General features: G+C 61.7%; 25 protein-coding genes and 1 tRNA gene. 8 read left to right on the top strand and 18 right to left on the bottom strand.

The window, feature by feature from the left end:
* Nucleotides 1–5: 5 nt before the first annotated feature.
* A complete protein-coding gene (locus E1N52_RS27015) occupies nucleotides 6–1160 on the bottom strand; it encodes an anti-phage 6A-MBL system MBL-fold protein (protein WP_133185855.1) in 1155 nt (384 codons plus the stop codon).
* A 237-nt stretch (nucleotides 1161–1397) separates the two neighbouring features.
* Between E1N52_RS27015 and E1N52_RS27010 the strand changes: the two genes are divergently transcribed.
* The 3 genes from E1N52_RS27010 to E1N52_RS27000 are packed head-to-tail and all read left to right on the top strand — an operon-like array spanning nucleotide 1398 to nucleotide 2841.
* Nucleotides 1398–1721: a helix-turn-helix domain-containing protein gene (locus tag E1N52_RS27010; RefSeq protein ID WP_133185854.1), complete on the top strand. Its 324-nt coding sequence runs from the start codon at nucleotides 1398–1400 to the stop codon at nucleotides 1719–1721.
* Nucleotides 1722–1724: 3 nt separating this feature from the next.
* Nucleotides 1725–2591: an ImmA/IrrE family metallo-endopeptidase gene (locus E1N52_RS27005; protein ID WP_133185853.1), complete on the top strand. Its 867-nt coding sequence runs from the start codon at nucleotides 1725–1727 to the stop codon at nucleotides 2589–2591.
* Nucleotides 2592–2613: 22 nt separating this feature from the next.
* A complete protein-coding gene (locus tag E1N52_RS27000; RefSeq protein WP_133185852.1) occupies nucleotides 2614–2841 on the top strand; it encodes a hypothetical protein in 228 nt (75 codons plus the stop codon).
* A gap of 138 nt (nucleotides 2842–2979) precedes the next feature.
* Here the strand turns inward: E1N52_RS27000 and dcm are convergent, their stop codons facing one another.
* The 5 genes from dcm to E1N52_RS26975 form a co-directional block, all read right to left on the bottom strand.
* A complete protein-coding gene (gene dcm, locus E1N52_RS26995; RefSeq protein ID WP_133185851.1) occupies nucleotides 2980–4071 on the bottom strand; it encodes a DNA (cytosine-5-)-methyltransferase in 1092 nt (363 codons plus the stop codon).
* A gap of 197 nt (nucleotides 4072–4268) precedes the next feature.
* Nucleotides 4269–5132, bottom strand: a complete 864-nt coding sequence (locus tag E1N52_RS26990; RefSeq protein ID WP_205965672.1) for an HNH endonuclease — start codon at nucleotides 5130–5132, stop codon at nucleotides 4269–4271.
* Complete coding sequence (locus E1N52_RS26985) at nucleotides 5132–6727, bottom strand: ATP-binding protein (RefSeq protein WP_133185850.1); 1596 nt, start codon at nucleotides 6725–6727, stop codon at nucleotides 5132–5134. Before E1N52_RS26985 ends, E1N52_RS26990 begins: the two co-directional genes overlap by 1 nt.
* 17 nt (nucleotides 6728–6744) lie before the next feature.
* A complete protein-coding gene (locus tag E1N52_RS26980) occupies nucleotides 6745–7152 on the bottom strand; it encodes an EcoRII N-terminal effector-binding domain-containing protein (RefSeq protein ID WP_205965671.1) in 408 nt (135 codons plus the stop codon).
* 40 nt (nucleotides 7153–7192) lie between these two features.
* Nucleotides 7193–8587 carry a DEAD/DEAH box helicase gene (locus E1N52_RS26975; protein ID WP_165979450.1) on the bottom strand — a complete coding sequence of 465 codons (1395 nt, stop codon included), beginning with the start codon at nucleotides 8585–8587 and terminating at the stop codon, nucleotides 7193–7195.
* Nucleotides 8588–10104: 1517 nt separating this feature from the next.
* Here E1N52_RS26975 and E1N52_RS26970 point away from each other — a divergent pair.
* The 4 genes from E1N52_RS26970 to E1N52_RS26955 all read left to right on the top strand — a co-directional run bounded on the left by E1N52_RS26970 (nucleotide 10105) and on the right by E1N52_RS26955 (nucleotide 12992).
* Nucleotides 10105–10317: a hypothetical protein gene (locus E1N52_RS26970; protein WP_028205175.1), complete on the top strand. Its 213-nt coding sequence runs from the start codon at nucleotides 10105–10107 to the stop codon at nucleotides 10315–10317.
* A gap of 124 nt (nucleotides 10318–10441) precedes the next feature.
* Nucleotides 10442–10963: a TonB family protein gene (locus tag E1N52_RS26965; protein ID WP_133185847.1), complete on the top strand. Its 522-nt coding sequence runs from the start codon at nucleotides 10442–10444 to the stop codon at nucleotides 10961–10963.
* A 390-nt stretch (nucleotides 10964–11353) separates the two neighbouring features.
* Nucleotides 11354–12670 (top strand): MFS transporter, encoded by a 1317-nt coding sequence (locus E1N52_RS26960; RefSeq protein WP_133185846.1) that lies wholly within the window; start codon nucleotides 11354–11356, stop codon nucleotides 12668–12670.
* Nucleotides 12671–12812: 142 nt separating this feature from the next.
* Nucleotides 12813–12992: a hypothetical protein gene (locus E1N52_RS26955; RefSeq protein ID WP_133185845.1), complete on the top strand. Its 180-nt coding sequence runs from the start codon at nucleotides 12813–12815 to the stop codon at nucleotides 12990–12992.
* A gap of 48 nt (nucleotides 12993–13040) precedes the next feature.
* On the opposite strand, the gene E1N52_RS45320 is transcribed toward E1N52_RS26955, so the two are convergent.
* The 11 genes from E1N52_RS45320 to E1N52_RS26905 all read right to left on the bottom strand — a co-directional run bounded on the left by E1N52_RS45320 (nucleotide 13041) and on the right by E1N52_RS26905 (nucleotide 22491).
* Nucleotides 13041–13166: a hypothetical protein gene (locus E1N52_RS45320; RefSeq protein ID WP_256094537.1), complete on the bottom strand. Its 126-nt coding sequence runs from the start codon at nucleotides 13164–13166 to the stop codon at nucleotides 13041–13043.
* A gap of 263 nt (nucleotides 13167–13429) precedes the next feature.
* Nucleotides 13430–14437, bottom strand: coding sequence for a lipopolysaccharide heptosyltransferase I (waaC, locus tag E1N52_RS26950; protein WP_133185844.1), 1008 nt, complete (start codon nucleotides 14435–14437; stop codon nucleotides 13430–13432).
* A gap of 379 nt (nucleotides 14438–14816) precedes the next feature.
* Nucleotides 14817–15134, bottom strand: coding sequence for a YXWGXW repeat-containing protein (locus E1N52_RS26945; RefSeq protein ID WP_133185843.1), 318 nt, complete (start codon nucleotides 15132–15134; stop codon nucleotides 14817–14819).
* Between the two features lie 231 nt (nucleotides 15135–15365).
* Nucleotides 15366–15620, bottom strand: a complete 255-nt coding sequence (minE, locus tag E1N52_RS26940) for a cell division topological specificity factor MinE (RefSeq protein ID WP_027795398.1) — start codon at nucleotides 15618–15620, stop codon at nucleotides 15366–15368.
* Nucleotides 15621–15634: 14 nt separating this feature from the next.
* Nucleotides 15635–16450: a septum site-determining protein MinD gene (gene minD / locus E1N52_RS26935; RefSeq protein WP_028205181.1), complete on the bottom strand. Its 816-nt coding sequence runs from the start codon at nucleotides 16448–16450 to the stop codon at nucleotides 15635–15637.
* 92 nt (nucleotides 16451–16542) lie between these two features.
* Nucleotides 16543–17424, bottom strand: coding sequence for a septum site-determining protein MinC (minC, locus tag E1N52_RS26930; protein WP_133185842.1), 882 nt, complete (start codon nucleotides 17422–17424; stop codon nucleotides 16543–16545).
* Nucleotides 17425–17656: 232 nt separating this feature from the next.
* Entirely contained in the window at nucleotides 17657–18193 is a 537-nt protein-coding gene (locus E1N52_RS26925; RefSeq protein WP_133185841.1) for a GNAT family N-acetyltransferase, read from the bottom strand.
* A gap of 142 nt (nucleotides 18194–18335) precedes the next feature.
* Complete coding sequence (map, locus tag E1N52_RS26920; RefSeq protein WP_133185840.1) at nucleotides 18336–19121, bottom strand: type I methionyl aminopeptidase; 786 nt, start codon at nucleotides 19119–19121, stop codon at nucleotides 18336–18338.
* A gap of 425 nt (nucleotides 19122–19546) precedes the next feature.
* A tRNA-Ser gene (locus E1N52_RS26915) sits at nucleotides 19547–19637 on the bottom strand.
* A gap of 132 nt (nucleotides 19638–19769) precedes the next feature.
* Nucleotides 19770–21062 carry a serine--tRNA ligase gene (serS, locus tag E1N52_RS26910; RefSeq protein ID WP_133185839.1) on the bottom strand — a complete coding sequence of 431 codons (1293 nt, stop codon included), beginning with the start codon at nucleotides 21060–21062 and terminating at the stop codon, nucleotides 19770–19772.
* A 97-nt stretch (nucleotides 21063–21159) separates the two neighbouring features.
* Nucleotides 21160–22491: a replication-associated recombination protein A gene (locus E1N52_RS26905; protein WP_133185838.1), complete on the bottom strand. Its 1332-nt coding sequence runs from the start codon at nucleotides 22489–22491 to the stop codon at nucleotides 21160–21162.
* A 225-nt stretch (nucleotides 22492–22716) separates the two neighbouring features.
* Between E1N52_RS26905 and cytX the strand changes: the two genes are divergently transcribed.
* Nucleotides 22717–24033 (top strand): putative hydroxymethylpyrimidine transporter CytX, encoded by a 1317-nt coding sequence (gene cytX / locus E1N52_RS26900; protein WP_133185837.1) that lies wholly within the window; start codon nucleotides 22717–22719, stop codon nucleotides 24031–24033.
* Nucleotides 24034–24121: 88 nt separating this feature from the next.
* Here cytX and bioB read toward each other — a convergent pair whose 3' ends face one another.
* The gene (gene bioB / locus E1N52_RS26895; RefSeq protein ID WP_133185836.1) at nucleotides 24122–25207 is read right to left on the bottom strand and encodes a biotin synthase BioB; all 1086 of its coding nucleotides are present in this window, start codon (nucleotides 25205–25207) and stop codon (nucleotides 24122–24124) included.
* Nucleotides 25208–25217 lie beyond the last annotated feature (10 nt).

Below are 25217 nucleotides of genomic sequence, written 5' to 3'. Positions count from 1 at the left end.
CCCTCTTAACCATGCATCAGGGGTTGCTTTCCGAGACCGGCACTTGAAGCAGCAGTTGTTGCGGGGTCGGCACGCTTCTTCACTCGCTTGAGTCCACCTTCCGACACTTCAAACTTCAGCGGCTGCTGATTGTCCTCGGAGAGGTACGTCGACGTGTTCCAGAATTCCCCCCGCGCGTCCCTGGCGATGGCGTCATACTCCTCCTTGGCCCGGATGCAAGGCGGGTCAACATCATCGTCCTTGATTACGTTCGAGCTCGCGACGATAGTCGCGCCCGGGAGTGCCTGACTCAGCGCTGCGCGCGCATCCGGATTCACCTTTGCCTTACGGCGCAAATCGCTCCAGCTGTCCGAGGACAGCGAACGCCAGGAGCAATGATGCGGCGTCGACAGGAGGTTGTACTCGAGCGGCGCGGGGTTGTCCTTGTGCCGCGCCCACTGCCGCTCCCAGATGGCCACTTCAGCGTCCCCGCCTGAAAGAAACTTCACCGCATCCGGGTTGTTACCCGCCCCAATCGCGTAGTTCACGATGACACTTGACTCGTTCTTGCTCAGAACCTCGTCTTCTTCATCATCGTCGGCGAGCAACGGCGCAAGCAGCAGCGCGCGGAAATTGTTCTGGCGCACCCCGCATACCGCGCGGATGGTCTCGCCTTCCTTGACGAGGACGTCGCCGAGGTCGTCGGTCTTGCCATCCTTGTCTTCGCCGAGCACGAGGACCCGGTCGCCATCCGCGCCGATGCCGTTCTCGCGGAACAGCTCGACCCGACGCTTTGCTTCCCGGTTCCACGCCTTGGCGTCAGCGGACAGTTTGTGGGTCTTGCTCGCCCGACGGAAAATGAGCGGCGACGACCACATCTCGCGGATGACGATTTTCTTCGGCGTGGCGTCGTCGCAGTAGTCCGACAGCGCTCCCAGGTGAAATTCGGCCTCCAACCCGCGACAGTGGTCCTCGTCGGGGTGGCTGAGTACCATCACGTCAACGTAGGGGCGTCCCCCTTCGTCCTTTTTCAGTTCGCCGCGCAGGTCCTTCGCGACATCTCGAACGCCATCGCCCGGCTCACGGATGTTCGTGTCGATGAGAATAGTTCGACCGCTCTCGAGTTTGATAAGGGTCATATCCCCGTTGCCGACGGGGAAGAAAGTGATTTCCGGTGCCATACTTGTCCTTACATGGGCCGCATTGACGGCCAGCGTGCGGTTGAATTTCGGCCGGAGACGGCCCCAAGCTCGCACCGGATTTCCTGCAACTCGCCAGAACACATACCGCAAGTTCGTCAGAAAAAGTTCGGAACAGCGAACTCACGAATAATCTAATCTCGCGATTCTCGGTTGTCAACAAAAAAGTTCGGAATCGTGATACTCTATGCTGCGAGTAACATCGTCCAGGAGTTCGACATGGCGACCAGGCTTGGTGCCAAGCTACGTGAGTTGAGAAAGGAGAAAGGGCTTACGCTCGAAAAGCTTGCCGAACTGGCAGGCATGAGTAAGAGCTACGTATGGGAACTCGAAAACCGGGAATCCCAACGGCCATCCGCCGAGAAGCTGACAAAACTGGCCGACGTGCTCGGCGTCTCAGCAAGTTATTTCATTGAGGAAGACGTGCGGGAACCCGAGGAGCGCCATCGCGACGAGGCGTTCTTTCGCAACTATAAAACCCTAGACCCGCAGGCTAAAGAGCAACTCCGCCGGATTCTCGATACCTTCAAGAACAAGCCCTAACCAATGAGCCCATCCCCGGCGAAGGAAGCCAACCGCCTGTCACAGATTCTGGATACTTTTCACCAGATTCACGGTGGCGCACGTTTCCCAGTGAATGTCGATGCGCTCGCATTGGACTGCGCGAGCCTTTTCAAAATGCCGGACCCGGTGGTCCGAGTACAGGCCGCAGACATTCAGGGCTTCGAGGGCGGGTTGTTCAAGACGGGTAGCGCCGAATGGTCCATTCTGTATAACGAGTCGCTAACTTCACCCGGCCGCATCCGCTTTACCAAAGCGCATGAGTTGGGGCACTACGTCCTGCACCGTGCGGGGCAGGACACATTCGAATGTAGTGCGAAGGACATGCTCGAATGGACCCGGGCTGAAAAGGCCATCGAAAGCGATGCCGATAAGTTCGCGTCCTACCTTCTAATGCCGCTGCACGACTTCCGCGCGCAGGTGACAGGGGAGGTTACTCTTCACGCTCTAGGCGCATGCGCGGAGCGGTACGGAGTATCCCTGACGGCGGCCATCCTGCAGTGGCTTTCCTACACCGATGAGAAAGCTGTGCTCGTCATGTCACGCGACGGCTTCATGGACTGGTCATCTGCAAGCGAGCCGGCATTCAAAGCTGGTGCCTACTTCGCGACGCGCAAGTCGACCATCGAAATTCCGGCCTCGTCGCTCGCCTCGAACGGGCAAATCGCACACGAAAAAGAAGGGATATTCTTACCGGCGTCAGTCTGGTTTCCCCACGCCGACCCGACGATGCAGTTGCGCGAGATGAAAATATCGGCCGAACAGTACGATTGCACGCTTACGCTACTAGCCCTTCCGAAAGGAGCCGAAGTCTGGCCTCCTCGCGAGACGTCCGGACCGTCGGAGCCCTGATTACCTTACTGACAATCGAAACTTGACGGAACAGATTATCAACTCGCCAGAGGCAGTCGCGGTCGCACGCATTGCCAGCGCCGCCCGTGAAATGCAAGCCGTATTGGCCGCTATGGAGAAACATTTTGACGCCTTCGAAGTCACACAACCCTCGATTCTTAAACTAGCGCGGCTTGCCGCAGCAATGCAGGAACTTCGAGATGCGCGTGAGGATTTCGGCCGCCTGCTATCTCAGCATAGCCATAGGTGATACGGTAGGTCTGCTTGGCGACAGTTAGCACCTGGCAGCCACGACTCGGCTTTCAAGTCATATTTCCGTCTGCCGCTAGATGCAGCGCCGCGAAACCATCCACGCCCGGGTTCCGCGCCATTGCGTCCGCATAGTAGGTTACATCACGACTGGAATTTTAACGAGCCGCGACGGCAGATTCGGCGCGCCCTTTAGAATCACCTCGCCTTTTTGCGCGGTCTTAGCAACGCCCGATGCCTTTCCGTTCTTGAGGGCCTTCTTCAGATAAGGCTCCATCGCCTTGGCAACGGCCTTAACCGCCGGCACCACGACTGAGTTGCCAAACTGGCGATACAGTTGTGTGTCCGATACAGGCAGCAGAAAACTGTCCTCGAAACCCATAAGTCGCGCGCATTCACGAGGCGTAAGGCGACGTGGATTGAGGCCGCGACCACGGTGTACGAGAATTTCCGACCCATCCTTGTGATAGCGGGCTGACAGAGTTCGAGTAGTTTCGTCGCGCGTCACCACCGAGCAACCAAATCCATTGCCCGCCTTGACGTGCTTATCCCGGTAGCCCTGCAAATAGCTCCAGAGCTTGTCAGAGAGGATGTACTTCGGGTCGACTGTTTTTTCAGGCTCAAGTATGGAGCCCAGCTTAGTCAAGCCTGGCTCAGGCCACGCTGACTCGTCAGGCCATTCGAAGCCCACATCCTCACGGAAGCCGACGATATATATTCTTTCTCGATGCTGAGGGGTCCAGCGCTTCCCATCGATTACTTTCCAGCTAATGCGATAACCAAGTTCGTTCTCGAGCACGTGCCGGATTACACGGAACGTGTGTCCCTTATTGTGGGACACCAGGTTTTTTACGTTTTCCAGCATGAAGGCAGCGGGACGCTTCTCCTTCAATATTTCAGCAATGCGAAAAAACAGCGTACCCTGTGCATCGCACGCGAAGCCATGCGTCCGCCCCAAGGCATTCTTCTTGGACACCCCAGCCAACGAAAAGGGCTGGCAGGGAAATCCGCCGACGAGGACGTCGTGGTCCGGAATGGAATCCAGAGGAACGGACCAAATGTCGCCTGCGATATCCTCTTCGCTCTCGCCATAGTTAGCGGCGTAAGTGATACGGGCGTGCTTGTCCCACTCGCTTGTGAAGACGCACTTCCCGCCGATATATTCAAACCCTTTTCTGATGCCCCCAATGCCTGCGAAGAGGTCAATGAAGGTAAATTTTTGCGCTGCCATGCGTAGCTTTCAGTAGTTGTTCGTCGCTTCGAGGGGTAGAGTTTTGCTCCTTCCGGATTCCTAGCAGCAACCAGACCGACAAACGTCCCAAGGTGCCTCCAAACGCGCCCGGAGCGTTCCGAAGATTGTTGATTCAGAACGATTGAGAGACGACTGCGCCACTTTACCAGGTCCTGCCACCCCGCGCCAGGAAGTTTTCACGCGGCAGGTGGCTTGACTGCTTTTCGGGACAGAACCAACTCTCGCAGGACATCCACCGGTGTCGGAGGGTCGGTCCTATGAACCATCGCGTGACAGTTCGAGCACAACGGCACTAGGTCGTGTAGCGGGTCGACCACGTAATCTGGCCCTAACTTGGAGACGGGCGTACGATGATGGACCTCAATGTATCCATCCCCCTGTTCGCCGTAGAAATCCAGAAAATCGAACCCGCAGGCTTGGCATCTGAGTCCGTAGTGCTCGATGCAGGCAGCCCTGTTGACCGGACTGCGCTCGTAACGATTCACCTCGACCCTCATCTTCGCGCCCTCAGGCAATCCGCTCACCGAATTGTCAGGAAGTGCTTGAAACCCCTCGCCGACGCCGGCCAAGGCAAGAACAAGCGTGAGGCACGAGGACGCGACCTGAAAGGCCGTTGCAAATATCTCGTCTGCATTCCCTCCCGACGAGAACCGGCGCGAAACATCAATCTCAACACGGGCCCAGCGGTCCTTCAAGTCAAGGTAATCCACACCGTCGACGCCGTTGATTGCGACATATACCCGCGTGCCGGAAGCCTCCGCAGTCGCGCGCGCACGCGAGAACGCCGCTTTTTGACCATCGCTTGCTTCCGACATGACTCGCAGAAGCGCGCCTGCGAAATTATCAGCTTTGAAAGAGGCTTCAAACTGCCGGTGCGTCCGGGACAAGAGAATGGCAAATCCATTGCCCGGCTCCATCCCCGCTGGACGCAGCGCATCGAAGCTGCCGCCGTCGACAATCTCAGCGTGCGAGTACAGTGCAACCTGAAACCGACCTTCGAGCTTGCGACGCAATACCTCGATATCGAGCCCCTCCGACATCAGCTATCCCCACTTTCGACCGGGTCTGGCAAATCAGCTACCAATTTCTTGAGGTTACGTGAAACCTCAATACGGAATTCCTCAAAGGCATCCTGGTTGTCAGGATTAATGTTGTTTAGCTCTGCCTGTGCAAGTGCCCAAAGGAGGTAATCCAAGGCTTGGATGACAGTGCTGTTTGCCTTGTTGGGCAGATACGCCTTGGTGTAGAACGGATGCCCTGTATTAAGAGCTACCGCCGCTTTGCTATTCTTGCCAATCGTCGGCTCCCAAAGCACCCCGTGCTCCAAGGTCCCATTCGTCACCACGTGAGTACTTCCGATATCCTCCGAATTTAAGAGGCGAACGGTGGTCGTAGTGACACCCGAGTTGTTGTTGACTGTAACTTTGCCGGTTGCCTCGTCTACCTTTGCAACTTCAGCGGTCTTGAGGGCGCTGGCCTTTTGTTCGATGACATTGCTAGCCGAGGAGTGCAGCAACGCCGCTGCCCCTTTCGCAATCCCTGCGGCACCTTTGCGATAACGCGTTTCGGCCTCGCGTCGCGGTCCCGCAAGAAACTTGTCGCGCAGCCACTCGTACAGCCCCGAATTCAATTCGATACGGGACTTCTTGATGTCCACCTGGAATGCATTGTCCAGTGTATGGTCGAACGAGAGTTCAACACGAAGCAGAGAGTAATGAGGCTCCTGCTTGAACATGTTCATCCAGTCGGGCCCGTGGATGAGCCGATTCTCCCGGTAAATGTAGAGACCCTGACGTTCGTTCGAAACGCGCGCTGCCACCCGATTCACATCCGAACTGAACTCCTCTTTTCGAGGCAGTATGAACGCTCGCACAGTAAACGAAGTCTTGCTTCCATCGGGCAACTGAACGTCCATCTTTTTTTCTGCGATGGGCTCTTTGGTCTCGACGATGCAGAACGGGTCCCACGCGAGAACGGGCTCACCATTAACAAAAATATGAGCGTTTCGCTCCCGGTTGTCGTCGACATCGAGGAAGCGCTGGAAGACAACCGCGATATGGTCCCTAAGGCCCGATGCCAGCTTTTCAACTGTCTTTCGTATAGGTTGTCCTTCGGGAGCAGTAACCCGGTCAATATTTTCCCAAAGCACAACCGTCCCCGCCGCTCCTGGCGCTATCTGGTCGAGCACTTGCTTGTGTGTCGCATCCGCAGCGGCGACTTCGAGGTCCCAGCTGTTCCGGGCCGCCATTTCATCCAAGTCCCAGGTCGCACGCAGCATCGGGGACTCACCCGAGTCCCGCGAGATAACCGATAAGCGCCGACAAAAAGCAGTCGAAGCTGTCTTTAAGCCCATACCAAACTTGCCGAGACTCTTGGCGCTGGCGCGCTTGCTGGACCCGTACTTCATCGCATTGACGAGACCATCCTCGTTCATGCCGTGGCCGTTATCGACGACAGAAATGACGACACTGTCGGTGAAGTCCACTTCGAGATGGACGTAAATCTTATCCGCCCCGGCCGCAATTGAATTGTCGAGAATATCGGCGACAGCGGCGTTGAAATCGTATCCGGTGTCTCGCAGACCTTCACTGATGCGTGCAACGTCGGGCGGAACGCTGATATGTTTCTCAGTCATGGGGCAACTCTATATAGTTAACTCGAGTGAATAACGGTCCATCCACCACCCAGAACCAGGGTGTCGCCGTCAATCTGCAAGCTTGATGACGTGCTCGCGCGAATGATTTCAACTTCAAACGACGCATTTTCGTCGCGAGAAAAAACAAGGATATCGTCGACCTTGGCATCGATGGCACGCATGAACTTTGTCATGCCCGTAAGACGATATTCGTTACGGGTACCTTCACCGAACAGTCTATTGTTGTAGTAGATGAAATTGAATTCCCATCGCTCGCGGCTTTCGCGCTCAAACACAACGAGTTTCATCCTCGGGTTTTTCACCGTCTTATCGAGGTCAGGAAAGAACGAAAGAACCTGTTTTTCCTTGGGAACCAGAATGCCCGCCTGATGACCACCCGTCGTTCCAACGTCGTTGGCGCTCAACTTCTTTCGAACTGCTGTTGTCACTCGTCTTCCCCCCGTTTTAGGCTAGCGGCGAAACGCGCAGTGCCTGTGCGATGGCCATCGGGTCAATATTCCCGTCATGCCCCGTCACGGCTTCACCCGCCAATGCCTCCTTGAAGGCCGCCGCATTCCTAATCACCTCCTCCACTGTGTGGACGTAGAACAGATGATAAATCGTTACCGGTCTGGATTGCTTTCTTCTATACGAACGGGCAGACGCTTGCGCCGTCAGTGCCGGATTCCACTCCGGATTGTAGTGAATGACATGATTGGCGGCAGTAATGTTCAGGCCAGAACCAGCAGCCTTCGGATTCAGAAAGAGTGCGCCGTACCCCTTATGCTCAAAGAACCGGTCCACCACCGACTGCCTTGCGGCACCCTCGACTCGACCGTCGATATATTCAAAAAATCCGTTCGGAAACCGTCGAGGCATGTCGGACATGAAAATATCGACGATGGCGTGGTACGTCGAGAAAATGAGCGCTTTCTCGTTCCCGCTGAAAATCTCGTCGAGCAGTTCCACAGTCCGCTCGTATTTCGGCATCTCCGACGAAGGGTCTGCGTGCCAGCCACCGACCAGCGAGGGATGAGCACAAAGCATGCGAAGGCGCGAGAGAGAAACCAGACCACCAGCAGCACCGAACTCCGCCAACGTCTGTTTGCGCAAAGCCTCATATGCGTTTGCAAGGGGCTCCGACATCTGCAACGCTTGCGGAACTTCAATCCGCTCCGGTAAATCCTGAGCGACGTCTGCTACCTTGCGACGCAGGAGCATCGGGGCGACGATAGGTGCCAGTCTGGCAGCATCCTCAAGCTGGTTGCCAAACCGGGAGACGAATTCACCCCGGTCTCCGAGCAGACCGGGCATGACAAAATCTGCCAAGGACCAGAGGTCATCGATATGGTTTTCCAGCGGAGTACCAGTTATGGCAATCGACACCCGTCGGGGTAGCCGCTTCACCGTGGCGGTCCGCTGTGCGTCAGGATTTTTAATGGCCTGAGCCTCGTCGAGCGCGATGATATTCCACCCGATTTGATTGAGAATTTCTTCGTCGCGAACTGCCGTGTCATAGGATACAAGAACGACGTCCGCACCACGTAGGCGGGCGGTTACGCCAGCCCTTTCTGCGCCAGCGTGGATGAGGATGCCGACAGTAGGAGCGAAGAAGGCCAGTTCCCGGGCCCAGTTTTCGAGCAACGTCGCGGGCGCGACAACAAGGGCTGGGCCGCGTCCGGCGTTCTTTTCAATCTGCAACAATGCAATGACCTGCGCGGTCTTGCCCAAACCCATCTCGTCACCAAGAATGCACCCAACGCCCTGCTCTGCCACAAGGGACAGAAAGGCAACGCCCGCCGTCTGGTACGGATAGAGAGTTCCGGAAAAACCCGGAATCGTCACCACGGGCGCGTCCACGTGGTATGTCGACGCGTCGAACCTTACTTCATCGAATAGCAGGAACGGGCCGTCCTTTCGTGCGCGAAGGGCTACAAGGTCCGCGACAGAGATGCTCCCGTCCGACGCAATTCCAGCTTCCGCCAACCAGTCGAGTGCAGCTTGATTGAGGTCTGTCCTTAAAGGATACCACCGGCCGTCATGAATGAATTGGTCCGCCGCACCATCCGGCCTAGCAAATCCGGTGTCCGTAGCCAGTCCAACGGAGAGCTGGAGGTCACGACCACTGCTTCCGGTAAGACGTACGGCCGGCTGCGCCGGCTGTCGCGAGAATGTCAGCCAAGTGATGTCATCGAGAGGACTTCGAACGGGCTCGCCAGCGCAGACACGTAGACGCCCAAATAATGCCTTGAAGATGTCCATCGCCGGCAGGAGTACGTGTTCCCCCGAAGCCCTCCGAAGAGAAATCTGGCACCCGTCGACCACCCACGTTGCTGTAGTCACAATAGTCGTTCACTCTAGCCACGGAACGCGCCGAGATTCCCGCACGGAAAAAACAGAACAACGGAATTCGTGCCCGCGCTTAACTCTCCAGCTTACAAATTAGCGGCAACCACTGCCTGTGGGAGCCGCCTACCCAAAATGCATCGTTTTACAAGGTGGCGCTGCACCTGCTATTGCAGCGGAGAACGTCGCTGGCCGTTTGGCTATTTTACATCTCAACGAAGGCTCAAAGGTCGGGGCGGCGTCGGTGCTTGCAGAGACCCCGCCGGCGTTTGTCAAGGTAGTTGTCGCGTCACTTCACGCACACCGCTTTAATTCGGTCCGGGGCGTGCGCTCCGGATTGAGCCAGACCTCGTCCGTCAATTTCCTAATTGCGGGTCGAGCGAGACCACCGTTGAGGATTGCGTGCCGTGGCCTGCGCGTAGACGACTTGGTGCAGCGGGAAGCCCCCCTTCGTTAATTCGCCGAAGTTCGTCGGCCACATTTTTCGCACCTCAATCGTCACATCACGGTGACGGTGGCGAACAGTACGCTTTGCCTCACGCCAGTAGCTCGAGCGCGCCCCTTCCCGCGTTGCCAGGTCATGCCGCCAGCGACATCCTTCGCGTTGCAAGCACACCCTTGCGTGTGCCGCCAGGGTGTGCCAGAATCAACCCAGGAACGAAGCTAAGTCTTTGTTTTTAAAGGCCCGGTTCTATACTAAGCGCGAATCTCACCGCCTCCGCCAATTCGTGAAACCTGGCGCGTCTGCGCGCCAGCGTGTCGTCAAAAGCGCCGGCCGCCACGCCGAAACGCCGCTACCCAAGAGATGCCGACCTTGTGCCACGCGAAAATGCGTGGCCTGCATTTCGCCAGAAATAATCAGCATGACGAATTATCTTGCGACGACAGATCGCGCTCATGTCGAGCGTAGTGCCGCCCTCTCGCAATTAAAGGGTCAAACCCAAAAATCACCCCACCAAAACGCCCGAAATTCACTAGGTGAAAACCCTAATCATGAGGTAAAATCCTACCCATTGATGGGAAAGATCGCCATGCCGCACCAATACCAACTGCTCGAAAAATTCGCGTTTTCGCTCGTCGTCCTGTTCGCCGTGATGTGCTCCAGCTACATCGCGTGGGAAAGCTCGCCCAATCTGCGCGACAACTTCCAGGTCGGCAAGGAGCTGTTCCTGAAGAGCGGCGAATACTCGTACGCCTGCGCAACGACCGCGGCCGATCCCTGCGCGCAATTCCCCGTCGAATAAGTAAAGTAGCGTCGAACACCCTCGCCGTTTCGCTGGTCCCGTGAGCTACGCGGGACAGTTCTGATTGCTTCCCGCTGCGTATCGTCTAAGCTCGATTCACGTCCCGCTTCCGAGCTTGTTCGACATGCTCATCCGCGTCCAGTGGTCTTGCGGTTCATCCGCACCTCGCGCCTCCCTCGCACGGCGCCCCGGTCTGGTTTTGCTGCTCGCGATTCTCGGGTGCCTCGGCGCCTGCACGATCACGCCGCCGCCCAAACCGCTCCTCGTCATTCCCCCCGCGGCGATCAACAGCGCCACACTCGACGAATACCGCACCACAGTCGCGAAACACATCGTCGAGCACAACCCGTCCTACGTCCTGCACGGCGCGCCCCAGGCCATGCTGCGTTCGCTCGTGGTCGTGTCGTTCACGGTCAATCGCAGTGGCCAGATCGTGAAGTCGTCGGTTTACCGGACCAACGGCGACGACGAAGCCGAAGCCACCGCCCTCGCAACCTTGCGCCGCGCCGCGCCGCTGCCGCCGCCACCCGGCGGTCTGCTCAACTCCGCAGGCCAGCTCGATATGTTCGAGGACTGGCTCTTCAACGACAACGGCAAGTTCCAGTTGCGCACGCTCGCTTCGCCGCAGGCGCAGAACTACCAGTGACCAACGCGCTTCGCGCCGACGCCTGACGCGCGGGCCTGCTTACGCCCGCCTTGCTGCACGGCGCGCACGGTCGTTATAATTTTTCGCTATCCCCAGCCGGCGCCCGCCGGCCTTGCCTCTCGCCACGCGCCATCCGCGCCGCCGCGCAAGGCTTCGACCGCGCTCCCGCTCCTTTGCGCCTATCGGCGCGCACCCTGGCCGGTCAGGAATCAACGCGCACGGCCCGCGCTGTGCGTTGCATACTGGCGAAGCGTCGCCGCCTGACGGACGCTGCCGGAGCGTCGAGCGCCAGGCACGCGCCCCGCCACGTTTCGAGCCTGAACAAAGACGCCCGCGCAAAGCCACGCAAGACTCAGGCGCAAGCGCGTCACAACGACTGGAGACCCTTGAATGTCCACCTCACCCATTTCGCCCGCGCGCGCCGACCAGGCAAACGCAGCGAAGCAGCAAAGCACCGCGCGCGTGATCTTTGCGAGCTTTATCGGCACCGCGATCGAGTTCTACGACTTCTATGTGTACGCAACGGCCGCCGCGCTCGTGATCGGCCCCGTGTTCTTCCCGCACGGCTCGGCTACGGCGCAGGCGCTTTCGGCGTTCGTCACCTTCGGCATTGCGTTCGTCGCGCGGCCGATCGGCTCGTTCATCTTCGGCCACTTCGGCGACCGTATCGGCCGTAAATCGACGCTGGTGGCGTCGCTGCTCGTCATGGGCCTCTCCACTACGCTGATCGGCTTCCTGCCCGGCTATGACGCGATTGGCAGCCTTGCGCCGATCCTGCTGTGCATCCTGCGCTTCGGCCAGGGCATCGGCCTCGGCGGCGAATGGGGCGGCGCCGCGCTCCTCGCGACGGAATACGCGCCGCAAGGCAAGCGCGGCTGGTTCGGCATGTTCCCGCAGCTCGGGCCGTCGGTGGGCTTCCTCGCCTCGAACGGCCTTTTCTTCGGCCTCGCTTCGACGCTCTCCGACCAGCAGTTCCGCGACTGGGGCTGGCGCGTGCCGTTCATCGTCTCGGCGGTGCTCGTCGCGCTCGGTCTGTACGTGCGCCTGAAGATCGCCGAAACGCCCGCCTTCAAGGCCGCTGTCGAGCGCGAGGAACGCGTCAAGGTGCCGGTCGCGACGCTGCTCTCGCAGTACTGGTGGCCGACGCTGCTCGGCGCGCTCGCCATGGTCGTGTGCTACACGCTCTTCTACAACGCCACGGTGTTCTCGCTCTCGCACGGCGTGACGGCGCTGCACATTCCGCGCCCGACCTTCCTCGGCATGCTGTGCATCGCCGTGGTGTTCATGGGCATCGCCACCCCGATCTCGGCCTGGCTGTCCGACCGCTTCGGCCGTAAGCCCGTGCTGATCGTCGGCTGCATTCTGGCGATTCTCTCGGGCTTCACGATGGAGCCGCTGCTCGGCAGCGGTGCCACGCCGCTCGTGCTGCTCTTCCTCGTGATCCAGCTGTTCCTGATGGGCGCCACATTCGCGCCGATGGGCGCGCTGTTGCCCGAACTCTTCCCGACCAGCGTGCGCTACACGGGCGCGGGCGTCGCGTACAACCTGGGCGGCATTCTCGGCGCATCGGTTGCGCCGTATATCGCGCAGGTGCTGGCCGCGCGCGGCGGTCTCTCGTGGGTCGGCGCGTATGTGTCGATCGCCGCCTGCGTGAGCCTGTTCGGTGTCCTGTGCATGCGCGAGACGCGCCACAGGTCGCTCTCGTAACGCATCGCCGCATCAATAAAAAAGCGGAGGCCGCCAGGCGGTCTCCGCTTTTTTTATGCCCTTTTTGATTGCTTTGGGTACGCGCGATGCGTGTCTATACTCGAATCAACAAGCGGGGAGCGATCTCCCGGGGGAGCCGACGATGAACCTGCATCTGAGCAACGCCGACATTGTTCTGATCATCGCCCTCGCCCTGGGCATCTCGCTCCTGCTGGCGTTTCGACTGCGCACCGCGAGCTGGCGTGCGGTCCTGCTCGAGGCGCTGGCGGCGAACGCCGCGGCAATTGCCGCGGTCGTCGCGATTGAAATGCTGCTTGCCTGAAGGCCGCCGCGCCGCTGGTACCGCTTGCGCGGCACCGCTCGGCGGCGATCAGCGATAGTAATAGCCGTGATGGTAGCCGCCGCCGTAGTAGCCGCCGGCCGGCACCACGACGCAGCCGCCCAGCGAAGCCGCGAGCAATGCGCCGGCGATGAGGGTAAGCGTCAATCGTTTCACAGTGGTCTCTCCCTTCAAGTCAGTGTCTGTGTCCGGCCATGCGATGTCGGGCTGGACGGTTACGATTGAACACGACGGCGAAGGCGTGAGGCGTTGCAATTTGTAAGCAGCGGTGTGGCCCATGTAACAGCATCGGCGCGCAAAGCCTTTTGCATGCGCTGTCAGGCGCGTCGCTGCAATACAAGCACGACACTTTTAACAAGCTCGTAATGGGAAACGGCGGAGGAAGGCACGCCGCATCGCGCGTGCCGGACCGCGAAAACTCAAGCGGCGTGAACGTGCGATGACTGCGTGGATGCGCCGCCGTCGCGCGCGGGGTAGATGCGATCGACGGCATCGATCGCCACCTGCACGGGCGGCACGTGATGACCGTCGCCGATCGAGATCGAGCGATTGGGCGCACGCACGCCGCTGTGTTCGGCATCGGTCGAAACGAAGACCATCACGGTCGGCTTGATGAGCGCGTGCGAGAGATGCACGAAGCCCGTGTCGGTGCCGACCACGAGCGCGCAATCCTCGATGCGTTGTGCGACCTGGGAAACCGTGAGGCGCGGCAACACCGTCGCGCCAGGAATGAGCGCCGCGATTTCGCGCGCCGTAGCGTGCTCGTTATCGGAACCCCACGGCAACTCGATGCGCAGGCCACGCGCGATCAACGCATTGCCGAGTTCGCCCCAATGCGCGACCGGCCACTTCTTCTCGTCTTTCGAAGTCGCGTGAAAGAGCAGCGCCGTGGGTGCATCCGGCGCGGGCAGCGCGGTGCCGTCGCGCGGAACGCGCATCTGGAATTCGGGCGGCGTGTCGACCGTGTAGCCGAGCGCCTCGCCGGCGCTGATGCGCATGCCGTGCCATGCATCGCACTTCGGACGCGGCCCGAAGCGGCCGTTGTACGCGAAGGCTGCGCCACGCTCGCCGAGGTCCTGCGAGAGATAGCCGAAGCGGCGCCGCCCGCGCGCGAGAAACGCGATGATCGCGCTCTTGTACACGCCGTGAATGTCGACGATGGCGTCGTAGCGGTAGGCGCGCAGTTCCGAAATCGACGCCCAGATCGCCTTGAAGTCGCTCCAGCGGCGCGCTTTCTTGAAGCGGCGCAGCGGCGCGCAGAGCACGCGGTCGACGCCGGCATTCCAGCGCACGATGTCGGCGAAGGCCTCGTCCGCGGCCCAATCGACTTTGACGCCCGGGAAGGCGCGCTGCACGTCGGCCACGACCGGAAGCGCCTCGACGATGTCGCCGAGCGAAGTCACTTTGACAATCAAAACTCGTTTCATTGTGCTGCGGACCGCAGGGCCCGATATTCCAGTCTTCAAGGGATTTGGGGAGATTTTAGCTGACGAAGCTTGCGGCAACCTGCGAACGAGCGATCCAATACGCGCTAATTCTGTCCCTTTCTTACTAATTCCTCGTGCGGCATCGACAACGCGCGCCGAAAACGAGCCGGGCCCGGCGCGCCAATGCGCGTCGGGCCCGGTCGGGACGATCCGTCAAGGGATCGAGAAAAACGGTCAACGGCTAGTAGATGACGACCGGTGCGGGTCTCACGTACATGGGCCGCGCCGGTACGACGATGCAGCCCGCCAGCGTAAGCGCGAGCACGGCCGCTGCGAGCAGCTTTTTACTCATGATAGGGCTCCTCTCGGGCTCGGAGAATCAGACGGCCCAGTGGCCTTCGACCCAGTGCCAGTTCGGGCCGTGGGCTATCCAGTGGCCCGGCACCCAGTGATAGCCGACCCGCTCAGCCTGCCAGTGGCCCCTCACCCACACGTACTGGCCGTGATCCCAGCGCCAGTGGCCCTTGTCCCACACATAGCCCACACGCGGTGCCGGCACGACTTCCACGCGTTCGGCAGGCGGCGGCGCGCTCGGCTCGACCACGACGATTTCGGCAAGCGCGGGAGCCGCGACAGCGCAAGTGCCTGCGGCGACGATCGCGGCCTTGGCGATGAAGAGGCGAATGGAGTTGTTCATGTTGATCACCCTGGATTGTTTGACGCCTTGATTGGCGTTACCCGATCAATGCGCGAGCACGGCGTTGCGCTGACATCGGCGGTGTAACGGCGCAGGGTGAAGTGAAACGGAATATTTCGGTAAGGCGGGCGGGCACGCCAAAGCGCAGCGCGCGAGAAGAAAGGCGCGTAGGGGAAAGCGCAGCGATACGACAAACGACGCGCGCAGCACAGCGGCTGCGCGCGTTGAAACTCAGGCCTGCGGAATCTCGATCTTGACCTCGAGCACTTCGAGATCGTCCTGACGTTCGAGGCTCACGCGAATGTCTTCATCGGAGATCTTCACGTACTTCGAGATCACCGCGACCAGTTCGCGTTGCAGGGCCGGCAGATAGTCGGCGGGCGGATGGCCGCCTGCGCGCTCGTGAGCAATGATGAGCTGCAGGCGTTCCTTCGCTACCGAGGCGGACTTCTTCTTCTCGCCGAGAAAAAACGAAAGAAACGACATGACGTTCGCCTCCCTTACTTGCTACCGAAGAGGCGCTGCAAGAGGCCCGGCTTCTGGTAATCGGTGAAGCGAAGCGACTTGTCCTCGCCGAGAAAGCGCGACACGACGTCCTTGTACGACTCGGCGACGTCGGTGCCGTCCAGATGCACTGCCGGCAGACCCTGGTTCGATGCGTGCAGCACCGCTTCCGATTCGGGAATCACGCCGATCAATTCGATGCGCAGGATCTCCTGAATGTCGTTCAGCGAGAGCATTTCGCCTTCGCTCACGCGCTTCGGGTTGTAGCGGGTGATGAGCAGGTGCTCCTTGATCGGGTCCTTGCCGTCGATCGCGCGCTTCGTCTTCGACGACAGCATGCCGAGGATACGATCCGAGTCGCGCACGGAAGACACTTCCGGGTTCGTCACGATGAGCGCTTCGTCGGCGAAGTGCATCGCGAGCAGCGCGCCCGACTCGATACCCGCGGGCGAATCGCACACGATGTACTCGAAGTCCATCTTGCGCAGGTCCTCGATCACCTTCTCCACGCCTTCTTTCGTGAGCGCGTCTTTATCGCGCGTTTGCGAGGCCGGGAGGATGAAGAGGTTTTCGCACTTCTTGTCCTTGATGAGCGCCTGATTGAGGTTCGCCTCACCCTGGATCACGTTGATCAGGTCGTACACGACGCGGCGCTCGCAACCCATGATCAGGTCGAGATTGCGCAGGCCCACGTCGAAGTCGATGACCGCAGTCTTGTGGCCGCGCAACGCGAGGCCCGATGCGAAACTCGCGCTCGTGGTCGTCTTGCCGACACCACCTTTGCCCGAAGTCACCACAATGATTTTTGCCATTCCCTTACCTTGCGTTCGTCAGTTTCTCAGTTTGGTCTCATCGCGTGCCGCTCATGCCCCTGCTCGCCTGCGCACGACGCTCGAGCTGCGACTCAGGTGAGCCTCAACGGTTCGATCAACAGCTTTTCTTCCTCGAGCCGGATTTGAGCCGGCTTGCCCCGCACGTCGTCGGCGAGTGGAACTTCAGTGGTACGGTAGATGCCCGCAATCGAAATCAGTTCCGCCTCGAGGCTCGTGCAGAAAATGCGTGCGTCGTGATTGCCGTGCACGCCCGCGAGCGCGCGGCCGCGCAACGGCGCGTAAATGTGGATGTTGCCCTCGGCGATCACTTCCGCGCCGTTGGACACGAGGCCGAGCACAACTACGTCGCCCTTCGCGTAGATGCGCTGGCCCGAGCGCAACGGCCGGTCGATCACGAGCGTGGGTTCCGTGCGCGCGACAGATGCGCCGGCGTCGAGCGCCGCCGCGGCGTTCACCGTTGCCGCAGCGCTCGTTTCGGCGGCGGCCGGGTCCGTCTCGCTGGTGAAGAGTTCGGGCTGCGCAGCGGTGGCTTGCGGCGCGGCCGCAGCAGCAGTGACAGAAGCAGTGGCCGAAGCATTCGATGCCTCGCCGTCGCTTGCGCCTTCTTCGGCGGCCGGCTTCGCGCCCGCGCCACGGCGGTCGCGTGCCTCGAGGAACGGCAGGCCTGCCGCAGCGGCCCAGCCGTGTTGTTCAGGCTGCGCAACCACGCCTACCGGTCGCATGCGCACGCTTTCGAGCAGACGCGCGATGTCGCCGAGCGCGACCTGCTCGCCGTCGGCGAGACGCCGCACGTCGATCGCGACGGTGTCGTTTGCGAAGAATTCGGGCGTCGCCTCGAAGCGCCGCGTGAGCTCGGCGCGCATGGCATCGAGCTCGGTCGTCTTGACCACGAACAGAAGCGTATCGACGGAACCGCTCTTCAGTTCAAAATATGGCGATTTCTTGGGCGACATGGCGTTCGGCTAAAAATTTTGCGTATTTTACAGGCGCGGACGCACACGGCCATTATTTTTAATGGTGTATTCGGCCAAATTCGCTGCCAGAAACGCACTAACAAAATTCGCGCAAAAAAAAGCGCGCGAAGCGCGAGCACGCCACACGAGCACAAACGTTTCTGGTTCGGTGTGTCGTACGGAGGGAAGCGAAACGCGGGCGCCGCCGCGCGCAGCGGCGCGAACGCCGGCGTTACGGCGACGAAGCGGACTTCGTGTGCTCGCCGAGCGTGCGCATGAGCAGTGTTTCCCACTGTTCGGGCTGCTGCTGGCTGCGCGCGTGATCGCCGGTGGCCACGAAGCCGAGGCGCTCGTAGAAGCGCATGGCCGTGGTGTTCGTGTCGGTGATCCAGGCGTAGACCTGCGTCGCGCCTTCGCTCACGAGCCAGTCGATGGCGCTGTTGAGCAGCAGTTCGCCGCCGCTCAGATGACGCACCGCGGGCGCGACCCACAGCGCCGAGACGAACGCGCGGCGCGCCGGCGCGCTTTCGAAGCTCGCGCCGATCAGACCGGCCGGATGGCCCTCGGTATAGAGAATGAACGACGTGCCCGTGTGCGAAACCGCATGCCGGGCCGCCGCAGCGTCGAAAACGGCGGCATCGGCGGATAGCGCGTCTTCGAGCGTGTCGCCGAATGCATAAGGCGCGTCGCGCAGCGAAGCTGTTCGAAGCTCGCGGAGCACGGCACCCTGATCGGCGGCGATACGGCGAACGGTCAGTGACGGACTCATGCAGTCGTAAACCCCAATAAAGCGCTAACGCGTAGCTTTAACCGAACTGGCTTGAGAGTCAAATCCTTATTTGACAATTGCCGGCACGCGACGCCCCGCGCGCGAGCCTTGACAGACGGCCCCAGAGGCCGCACAGGCACGCTCATGGGGCCTCGTAGGCGCCTGTGCCGTCCGGCCAGGGCGTGAGGAGTTCGTAGCCGTCGTCGGTGACCGCGACCATATGTTCCCACTGTGCCGAGAGCGAGCGGTCCTTGGTGACGACCGTCCAGCCGTCGCGCTGCACCGTCGTGCCGGCACGGCCCGCGTTGACCATCGGCTCGATCGTGAAGACCATGCCCGGCTTCAGGCGAACGCCCTGCCCCGGCTGGCCGTAATGCAGCACCTGCGGCTCCTCGTGGTAGACCTTGCCGATGCCGTGGCCGCAGTACTCGCGCACGATCGAGAAGCCGTCCGCCTGGGCGCGTTTCTGGATGGCGTTGCCGACGTCGCCGAGCGTCGCCCCCGGCTTCACCTGGCGGATGCCCGCGAGCATCGCCTCGTAGGTCGTGTCGATCAGCTGGCGGCCCACCGAGCTCGGCGTGCCGACGCAGTACATGCGGCTCGTGTCCCCGAAATAGCCGTCCTTGATCACGGCCACGTCGATGTTGATGATGTCGCCGTCCTTGAGCACCTCGCCGCGATTCGGAATGCCGTGGCAGACCACGGAATTGACGGACGTGCAGATCGTCTTCGGAAAGCCGAGGTAGCCGACATTGGCCGGCACGGCCTTGAGCGTGTTGACGATGTAGTCGTTGCAGAGCGCGTCGAGGTCGTCGGTGGAGACGCCCGGCTTCACGTGCTCGCCGATCATCGCGAGCACGTCGGCGGCGAGCCGGCCCGAAATGCGCAGGCGGGCGAGATCGTCGGCAGACTTGTAGGTGATAGGCATCTGTGGACCGAAGTGGGCGCGGCGGTGCTGGAGAACACGGCGCCGCGAATTCAAAGGGGCGATTGTACCGGCGCTGCCGCGTCGCTAGCGCAGCAACCCGCAGCAATCCGCGTCATCCCTATGACGCCGGGCGCGGAATTTTCAGATGTCTCCGATTGTTCGAGCGCAACCCGCCATCAAGAATGAGAAATATCTTACATCGCGAGCAGGCAGTCCGATCACGACCCCAGGCGATCTCGCCGCCTCCGAAGACTTGTCGTTCTGCCGGCGCGCGTGCATGGCGGGCAAGTCGGTGTAGACGCATCGTCGATCTCGTGCACCCACCTGCATGCGCGAGTGAAAGTGCGTTCCGGCATGTACGCCTGCGCGCGGGCAGAAAAACAAAAACCCCTGCAGCGGTTAAGCATGCAGGGGTTTTCTGAATTTGGCGGAGAGGGTGGGATTCGAACCCACGGTACGGGGAAACCGTACGCCTGATTTCGAGTCAGGTACATTCGACCACTCTGCCACCTCTCCGGTGTACTGCTCTTTTACTGCTTCCCCGGTGTTGGTCGGCAACCGGAGAAGCGAGGATTATAGAACATTTTTTGAGTTCTGCAAGCCCTCGTGTGCAAAAAGTTTCGAGGGCAAGCAAATCTCCCGCGCAGCTCAGGCCGACGCTGCGAGACGCGCCACGCCGCCCATATAAGACCGCAGTACTTCCGGCACGGTGACCGAGCCGTCCGCTTCCTGATAGTTCTCCAGCACGGCGACGAGCGTGCGACCCACGGCGAGGCCCGAGCCGTTGAGCGTGTGCACGAGTTCCGGCTTGCCCTGCGCGTTGCGATAGCGCGCCTGCATGCGGCGCGCCTGGAACGCTTCCGTGTTCGAGCAGCTCGAAATCTCGCGATACGTGTTCTGCGCAGGCAGCCACACTTCGAGGTCATAGGTCTTGGTGGCCGAGAAGCCCATGTCGCCCGTGCACAGCGTGATGACGCGATACGGCAGGCCGAGCTTCTGCAGGATGGTTTCCGCATGGACGACCATCTGCTCGAGTGCGTCGTACGACGTTTCGGGCGCAACGATCTGCACCATCTCGACCTTGTCGAACTGGTGCTGACGGATCATGCCGCGCGTGTCGCGTCCATACGAACCGGCTTCCGAACGGAAGCACGGCGAATGCGCCGTGAGCTTGATCGGCAGCGCGCTGCCTTCCACGATGCTCTCGCGCACCGTGTTCGTGAGCGAGATCTCCGAGGTCGAAATGAGGTACTGCGTGACCGTGTTCTCGCCGCCGCCCTTTTCCACGCGGAACATGTCGTCGGCGAACTTGGGCAGCTGGCCCGTGCCGTACAGGATTTCCGGGTTGACGATGTAGGGCGTGTACGTTTCCGTGTAGCCGTGGTGGAGCGTGTGCGTGTCGATCATGAACTGCGCGAGCGCGCGGTGCAGGCGCGCGATCTGGCCGCGCAGCATCGTGAAGCGTGCGCCCGAAAGCTTCGCGCCCGTCTCGAAGTCGAGACCCAGCGGCGTGCCGACGTCCACGTGATCCTTCACCTCGAAGTCGAACGCGCGCGGCGTGCCCCAGCGGCGCACTTCCACGTTGTCGGCCTCGTCCTTGCCCGCGGGCACGCTCTCGTGCGGCAGGTTCGGCACGCCGAGCAGCAGGTCCGAGAGCTTCGACTGGATCTCGTCGAGCTTGGCGGCCGACGTCTTCATCTCGTCGCCGATGCCGCCCACTTCGGCCATGACCGCCGAGGTGTCCTCGCCACGGCCTTTCATCGCGCCGATCTGCTTCGACAGGCTGTTGCGGCGTGCCTGGAGCTCTTCGGTGCGGGTCTGGATGGCGCGGCGTTCCGCTTCGAGCGCGGAGAAGGCCGCGACGTCGAGGGTGTAGCCGCGGTCGGCGAGGCGCTTCGCGACGCCGTCGAGGTCTTTGCGCAGCAGCTGGATGTCGAGCATGGGATTGTGAGACGCAGTTTCGTTGTGTGAAGGGACGATTTTAGCGCACCGGCCGGGGCAGCCCGGCGCGGCAGGCATCATCGTTATTCAGGGCGTTTCAGCCCTTGCGCTTCCTCTCGCGGAGTTCATCGCGGTGTTCCTCGCGCCATTGCGCGTCGAGGTCGGCCAGACGCGCGAGCTTTTCGCCGATCTTGCCCTCCAGCCCGCGCGGCGTGGGTTGATACCAGCGCGGCTCGCGCATGCCATCGGGCAGATAGGTCTCGCCGGCCGCGTAGGCGTCGGGTTCGTCGTGCGCGTAGCGGTATTCGTGGCCGTAGCCCAGTTCCTTCATGAGCTTCGTCGGCGCATTGCGCAGATGGATGGGCACCGCGCGCGACTGGTCCTTGCTCACGAAGCGCCGCGCCTCGTTATAGGCGTTGTAGCCCGCGTTCGACTTCGGCGCGACGGCCAGATAGATCACGGCCTGCGCGAGCGCGAGTTCGCCTTCGGGTGAGCCGAGGCGCTCGTAGGTTTCGGCGGCGTCGAGCGTGATGCGCCCGGCGCGCGGATCGGCCAAGCCGATGTCCTCCCACGCCATGCGCACAATGCGCCGCGCGAGATAACGCGGATCCGCGCCGCCGTCGAGCATGCGGCAGAACCAGTAGAGCGCGCCGTCCGGGTTGCTGCCGCGCACCGACTTGTGCAGCGCGCTGATCTGGTCGTAGAACGCGTCGCCGCCCTTGTCGAAGCGGCGCAGGTTCTCCGCCAGCGCGCTGCCGAGCAACTCGCCGTCGATCTCGGTCTTCTTTTGCTGGGCGGCCGCACGCGCGACGATTTCGAGGTTGTTCAGGAGCTTGCGCCCGTCGCCGTCGGCGGAACCGATCAACGCCTTTTTCGCTTCGTCCGTGAAAGTCAGGCCGCCCAGTTCCTCGCTCGCACGGGCGAGCAGTTCGCCCTGCTCTTCCTCGTCGAGGCTCTTGAGCACGTACACGGCGGCGCGAGAAAGCAATGCGCTGTTCACCTCGAACGACGGGTTTTCCGTCGTCGCGCCGATGAACACGAAGAGGCCCGACTCCACATGCGGCAGGAAGGCGTCTTGCTGGCTCTTGTTGAAGCGATGGACCTCGTCGACGAACACGAGCGTCTGGTGGCCACGCGCGCGATGCAGCTGCGCCTGCTCCACGGCCTCGCGGATGTCCTTCACGCCCGAAAGTACCGCCGAGAGCGCAATGAATTCCGCGTGAAAAGCATCGGCCATGAGGCGCGCGAGCGTGGTCTTGCCCACGCCCGGCGGCCCCCAGAGGATCATCGAATGCGCTTCGCCGGACTCGAACGCGACGCGCAGCGGCTTGTTGGGCCCGAGCAGATGCTTCTGGCCGATGACCTCGTCGATGGAGCGCGGGCGCAGCCGTTCGGCGAGCGGGACGTTGGCACGGGTTTCTTCAAACATGACGTTTTCGCGATAATGACGGCTTTCCGGCTGGCCGCTCGTGTGTGGCAAATTCGGTGGCAGATTCGGGGACACAGCGCCCGAGCCACAAAACGGCCCGCCGCACCGGATGCAGTCGTGCATTATGACAGCGTGCGCCGCGCTGCGAGGCGCGGCCTCAGCCGCTCGAGCGAAAGCGCCCGGATAAAACAGACAAAACAGACGATACAGAGGAAAGCGTTCCACATGACTCAAGATTCGCACGCCGGCGATGCCGGCTCCACCTACGCGCCGAACGTGCCGGTGCCCGACGCGCGCCGCCAGTTCCGCACCGGCGACGCCTTCGCGCTATGGTTTTCGCTCGGCATCGGCCTGCTCGTCGCGCAGGCGGGCGCGCTGCTCGTACCGGGCCTCTCGCTGCCCCATGCGCTCCTGGCCATCGTCATCGGCAGCGTGATCGGCGTCGTGCTGCTCGCGCTCGCGGGCGTGATCGGCACGGACACGGGCCTCGCCGCCATGTCGTCGCTGCGCCCGACGCTCGGCGTGCGCGGCGTGTCGGTGCCGGCCGTCATCAACATGGTGCAGCTCGTGGGCTGGGGCTCGTTCGAGATCATCGTGATGCGCGATTCCGCCGATGCGCTCGCCAAACAAGCCTTCGGCCTGTCGATGCCGCTCGTCTGGACCGTGATCTTCGGCGTGCTCGCCACGCTGCTCGCCGTGAGCGGCCCGCTCTCGTTCGTGCGGCGCTTCCTGCGCACGTGGGGCATCTGGCTGCTGCTCGCGGGCGCGGCCTGGCTCACGTGGAGCCTGCTCGTGAAGCAGGACCTGGGCGCGCTGATGCGCCGCCCCGGCACGGGCGAAATGCCGTTTGGCAGCGCCATCGACCTCGTGGTGGCGATGCCGCTCTCGTGGCTGCCGCTCATCGCCGACTACACGCGTTTCGGCCGCAAAGCGGGCGAAACCTTCCGCGGCACGCTGTTCGGCTATGGCATCGCGAACCTGTGGTTCTATGCGCTCGGCGCGATCTATGGCCTCGCCGCGGGCGGCGGCGACGCGCTCCTCACCACGGCGCTCGCGCAGGCCGGCGGCGGCCTCGCGCTGCTGCTCGTGCTGATCGACGAAATCGACAACGCCTTCGCCGATATCCACTCGGCCGCGGTCTCGACCGGCACGTTCTGGACGCGCGCCAGCGTGCCCTGGCTCTCGGCGGCGTTCGGCGCGCTGTGCACGCTGATCGGCCTCGTCGTGCCAATGGCGAAGTACGAGAACTTCCTGCTCTTCATCGGCTCGGTGTTCGCGCCGCTCTTTGGCGTAGTGCTCGCCGATCACTTCATCGTGCGCCGCCGCCGCATCGACACGCAGGCACTCGCCGATCTGAACGGCGCCTACGGCTATTCGGGCGGCTGGCACGTGAGCGCGTTCGCCGCGTGGGTGGTCGGGTTCGGCGCGTATCAGGCGCTCAACCAGTGGCTGCCGAACCTCGGCGCGACGCTGCCTTCGCTCGTGATCGGCGCGCTGTGCTATCTCGTGCTCGCGGGGCGCCGGCGCGCGGCTTACGCGTAACGCGCCGTACTTCGCGTAGTTCCGTTCGGCAATAAAAAACGCCAGGCTTCCCAGCCTGGCGTTTTTGCTTTTGGCGACGTGCAAAACGTCACTCGCAGTGGCCGCAGCCGCCGTGTGAATGACCGTGATGGTCGTGATGATCGTGGTCGTCGGCGGGCAGATGCTGCGCGGCCTGCGCCGTGATGCCCAGACGCTGCAGCAGCTTGCGGTCGGCTTCCGCCTGCGGGTTGCTCGTGGTGAGCAGCTGGTCGCCGTAGAAAATCGAGTTCGCGCCCGCCATGAAGCACAGTGCCTGGAGCGCGTCGTCCATCTGCTCGCGGCCCGCCGAGAGACGCACCATCGCCTTGGGCATCGTGATGCGCGCCACCGCGATCGTGCGCACGAATTCGAACGGATCGATCGGTTCCGTACCTTCGAGCGGCGTGCCCGTGACCTGCACGAGATTGTTGATGGGCACCGACTCCGGATACGGCTCCATGTTCGCGAGCTGGGAGATCAGGCCCGCGCGCTCGCGACGTGACTCGCCCATGCCGACGATGCCGCCGCAGCACACGTTGATGCCCGCGTCTCGTACGCGTTCGAGCGTCTCGAGGCGGTCCTCGTAGGTGCGCGTCGAAATGATCTTGCCGTAGAACTCCGGCGACGTATCGAGGTTATGGTTGTAGTAGTCGAGGCCCGCGTCGGCCAGCGCCTTCGCCTGGTGATCTTCGAGCATGCCGAGCGTCACGCAGGTTTCGAGACCCATCGCCTTCACGCCGCGGATCATGTCCTTGATCGGCTCGAGGTGGCGATCCTTCGGATTGCGCCACGCCGCACCCATGCAAAAGCGCGTCGCGCCGTTTGCCTTGGCTGCGCGCGCCGCGACCAACACGGCGTCGACTTCCATCAGCTTGCCGGCTTCCAGTTCCGTGTCGTGATGTGCCGATTGCGGGCAGTACGCGCAGTCTTCCTCGCAGCCGCCGGTCTTGATCGAGAGAAGCGTAGAGAGCTGCACGGCGTTCGCGTCGAAATGCTCGCGATGCACCTGCTGCGCGCGGAACATCAGGTCGTTGAACGGCAGCTCGTAGAGCGCGGCAACGTCGGCGACTTTCCAGCGTGCGGCGGCTTCGGCTGCGGCCTGGGCGCTCGGCGCGGTGGCCTTCAGCGAGGTGATGTCGATGTGGGTTTGCGTCATGGTGTCGGGG

Source organism: Paraburkholderia guartelaensis (assembly GCF_004353905.1).
GTDB classification, from domain to species: Bacteria; Pseudomonadota; Gammaproteobacteria; order Burkholderiales; family Burkholderiaceae; genus Paraburkholderia; species Paraburkholderia guartelaensis.
This window is presented reverse-complemented; position numbering and strand designations above follow the sequence as displayed.

Excerpts from the sequence above, each read along its gene's own strand:
- E1N52_RS27015 (WP_133185855.1), bottom strand. The coding sequence starts at position 1,160 with ATGGCACCGGAAATCACTTTCTTCCCCGTCGGCAACGGGGATATGACC.
- E1N52_RS27010 (WP_133185854.1), top strand. The coding sequence starts at position 1,398 with ATGGCGACCAGGCTTGGTGCCAAGCTACGTGAGTTGAGAAAGGAGAAA.
- E1N52_RS27005 (WP_133185853.1), top strand. The coding sequence starts at position 1,725 with ATGAGCCCATCCCCGGCGAAGGAAGCCAACCGCCTGTCACAGATTCTG.
- dcm (WP_133185851.1), bottom strand. The coding sequence starts at position 4,071 with ATGGCAGCGCAAAAATTTACCTTCATTGACCTCTTCGCAGGCATTGGG.
- E1N52_RS26990 (WP_205965672.1), bottom strand. The coding sequence starts at position 5,132 with ATGTCGGAGGGGCTCGATATCGAGGTATTGCGTCGCAAGCTCGAAGGT.
- E1N52_RS26985 (WP_133185850.1), bottom strand. The coding sequence starts at position 6,727 with ATGACTGAGAAACATATCAGCGTTCCGCCCGACGTTGCACGCATCAGT.
- E1N52_RS26970 (WP_028205175.1), top strand. The coding sequence starts at position 10,105 with ATGCCGCACCAATACCAACTGCTCGAAAAATTCGCGTTTTCGCTCGTC.
- E1N52_RS26965 (WP_133185847.1), top strand. The coding sequence starts at position 10,442 with ATGCTCATCCGCGTCCAGTGGTCTTGCGGTTCATCCGCACCTCGCGCC.
- E1N52_RS26960 (WP_133185846.1), top strand. The coding sequence starts at position 11,354 with ATGTCCACCTCACCCATTTCGCCCGCGCGCGCCGACCAGGCAAACGCA.
- E1N52_RS26955 (WP_133185845.1), top strand. The coding sequence starts at position 12,813 with ATGAACCTGCATCTGAGCAACGCCGACATTGTTCTGATCATCGCCCTC.
- waaC (WP_133185844.1), bottom strand. The coding sequence starts at position 14,437 with ATGAAACGAGTTTTGATTGTCAAAGTGACTTCGCTCGGCGACATCGTC.
- E1N52_RS26945 (WP_133185843.1), bottom strand. The coding sequence starts at position 15,134 with ATGAACAACTCCATTCGCCTCTTCATCGCCAAGGCCGCGATCGTCGCC.
- minE (WP_027795398.1), bottom strand. The coding sequence starts at position 15,620 with ATGTCGTTTCTTTCGTTTTTTCTCGGCGAGAAGAAGAAGTCCGCCTCG.
- minD (WP_028205181.1), bottom strand. The coding sequence starts at position 16,450 with ATGGCAAAAATCATTGTGGTGACTTCGGGCAAAGGTGGTGTCGGCAAG.
- minC (WP_133185842.1), bottom strand. The coding sequence starts at position 17,424 with ATGTCGCCCAAGAAATCGCCATATTTTGAACTGAAGAGCGGTTCCGTC.
- E1N52_RS26925 (WP_133185841.1), bottom strand. The coding sequence starts at position 18,193 with ATGAGTCCGTCACTGACCGTTCGCCGTATCGCCGCCGATCAGGGTGCC.
- map (WP_133185840.1), bottom strand. The coding sequence starts at position 19,121 with ATGCCTATCACCTACAAGTCTGCCGACGATCTCGCCCGCCTGCGCATT.
- serS (WP_133185839.1), bottom strand. The coding sequence starts at position 21,062 with ATGCTCGACATCCAGCTGCTGCGCAAAGACCTCGACGGCGTCGCGAAG.
- E1N52_RS26905 (WP_133185838.1), bottom strand. The coding sequence starts at position 22,491 with ATGTTTGAAGAAACCCGTGCCAACGTCCCGCTCGCCGAACGGCTGCGC.
- cytX (WP_133185837.1), top strand. The coding sequence starts at position 22,717 with ATGACTCAAGATTCGCACGCCGGCGATGCCGGCTCCACCTACGCGCCG.
- bioB (WP_133185836.1), bottom strand. The coding sequence starts at position 25,207 with ATGACGCAAACCCACATCGACATCACCTCGCTGAAGGCCACCGCGCCG.